2 protein-coding genes and 1 pseudogene are annotated in these 2322 nt (G+C 43.9%); all 3 read left to right on the forward strand.

Features of this window, described 5'->3' with window-relative positions; all coding sequences use genetic code 11:
- Positions 1 to 220: 220 nt before the first annotated feature.
- The gene (potA, locus tag QTO00_RS18265; RefSeq protein WP_331426046.1) at positions 221 to 1354 is read left to right on the forward strand and encodes a spermidine/putrescine ABC transporter ATP-binding protein PotA; all 1134 of its coding nucleotides are present in this window, start codon (positions 221 to 223) and stop codon (positions 1352 to 1354) included.
- Positions 1335 to 2195 (forward strand): spermidine/putrescine ABC transporter permease PotB, encoded by an 861-nt coding sequence (gene potB, locus QTO00_RS18270; RefSeq protein ID WP_331426047.1) that lies wholly within the window; start codon positions 1335 to 1337, stop codon positions 2193 to 2195. The genes potA and potB overlap by 20 nt, the downstream gene beginning before the upstream one ends.
- Positions 2195 to 2322, forward strand: a pseudogene (potC, locus tag QTO00_RS18275) (spermidine/putrescine ABC transporter permease PotC); the annotation flags it as partial. The gene potB and the pseudogene potC, both read left to right, overlap by 1 nt.

A 2322-nucleotide genomic window follows, 5' to 3' on the forward strand; every position in this document is an offset into this window, starting at 1 on the left:
GGCATTGTATCAGTCGATACGTGGTTCAGAATTAAAGGAAATTCACCTTCCACGACTCAACTTTAAAGGTTAACACAGAGTATGGTAAGGAAAGTTTACTTTTGCCTGCAAAATTATTTGTGTTTCAAGGTAAGAAAATGCTTTGAATTCACAATTTTGCTGATTATGATGCGCGCCTCTAATTTGTGTAACTATGGGTCATTTTTAGTTATTGACCAAGGTGGGAGATAAACAGACGTTGAACGCTAAACAAGACGCAGGAAAACCAGTAGTTAAATTGACTGGGATTAGCAAGAGTTTCGATGGTAAGGAAATCATTGCAGATCTAAACCTCGATGTGAATCATGGTGAGTTTTTAACGATTTTGGGTCCTTCAGGTTGTGGTAAAACCACAGTACTTAGGATGATTGCCGGTTTTGAAACCGCCGACAAAGGTGAAATTATCCTTGATGGCCAAAACGTAACTCAAGTCCCTGCGGAGCAAAGGCATGTAAACACTGTGTTCCAAAGTTATGCCCTATTCCCTCATATGACGGTATTCGAAAACGTTGCCTTTGGTCTGCGTATGCAAAAAGTACCTTCAAATGATATTGAACCTCGCGTGATGGAAGCATTACGTATGGTTCGCCTTGAAAAAATGGCGCAGCGTAAACCTCATCAGCTTTCTGGTGGCCAACAACAACGTATCGCTATCGCACGCGCCGTAGTTAATAAGCCGAAGGTTCTTCTGCTTGATGAGTCTCTGTCTGCGCTTGACTATAAGTTGCGTAAACAGATGCAGATTGAACTTAAGCAACTTCAGCGTCAGCTTGGGATCACCTTTATCTTCGTTACTCACGATCAAGAAGAAGCGCTTTCGATGTCAGACCGTATCATCGTTATGCGCGATGGTGTTGTTGAACAAGATGGTTCTCCTCGCGAGATCTATGAAGAACCGAAGAATCTATTCGTTGCTCGCTTTATTGGTGAGATCAATGTGTTTGATGCGACCATGATTGAGCGTATCGACGAAAAACGTATTCGCGCAGAGATCGAAGGTGTGGAATCGGTGGTCTATTACGATCAACCTGCGACTGAAGGTGAAAAACTTCAAGTTTTACTTCGCCCTGAAGATTTACGCATCGAAGAGATCAAAGAGTCTGAACAAAAAGGCATTGTTGGTCACGTTACCGAGCGCACCTACAAAGGTATGACGCTTGATTCGGTTATTGAACTAGAGTCTGGCATGCGAGTCATGGTTAGCGAGTTCTTTAACGAAGACGATCCAGACGTTGACCACTCATTAGGTCAAAAAGTGGCCATTACTTGGGTTGAAAGCTGGGAGGTGGTACTCAATGAAAGCCAAGACGTTTAGTCTGCAGAACGCCATCATCACCCTGATCGTCGGTTGGCTAACACTATTTGTGTTAGTGCCTAACTTGATGATTATCGGTACCAGTTTCCTAACTCGTGATGAAGCCAACCTGATAGAGATGACTTTCACGCTGGATAACTACTTCCGCTTGATGGACCCTCTCTACGCCAAGGTTCTGTGGCACTCGTTCTATATGGCGATTATTGCGACCTTGCTCTGTTTGGTTATCGGCTACCCATTTGCGTACATTGTGGCGAAGATGCCTGAGAAATGGCGTCCTATCATGCTGTTTTTGGTCATTGTGCCATTTTGGACTAACTCGCTTATTCGTACTTACGGTTTGAAAATCGTATTAGGTACGCAAGGTATTTTAAATAAGTCTCTGATAGCCATGGAGATCATCGATAAACCGATTCGTTTAATGTACACCGAAACTGCGGTAATGATCGGTCTAGTGTATATCCTGCTTCCTTTCATGATTCTGCCGCTCTACTCGGCAATCGAGAAGTTGGACAACACTTACCTCGAAGCGGCAAAAGATTTGGGAGCGAACAAGTTCCAGACGTTCACTAAAGTCATTCTGCCTTTGACTGCTCCGGGCATCATTGGTGGCTGCTTATTGGTTCTTCTTCCTGCATTGGGTATGTTCTACATTTCAGATTTACTGGGTGGAGCGAAGAACCTACTGATCGGTAATGTGATTAAGAGCCAAGTGCTTAATGCTCGTGACTGGCCGTTTGGTGCCGCCACCAGCATTGCATTAACCATAGCCATGGCGATCATGTTGTATGCCTACTATCGAGCGGGCAAGTTAATGAACAAAAAAGTGGAGCTAAACTGATGGGACGTACAGTTAGATTTGGCTTTATGACTTTGGTATATGCCTTCTTGTATTTGCCGATTGTGGTGCTGATCGTTAACTCTTTCAACGCCAACAAGTTTGGTATGAAATGGGGTGGCTTTACGAC

The organism is Vibrio sp. M260118, from assembly GCF_036533755.1.
Classification (GTDB): domain Bacteria; phylum Pseudomonadota; class Gammaproteobacteria; order Enterobacterales; family Vibrionaceae; genus Vibrio.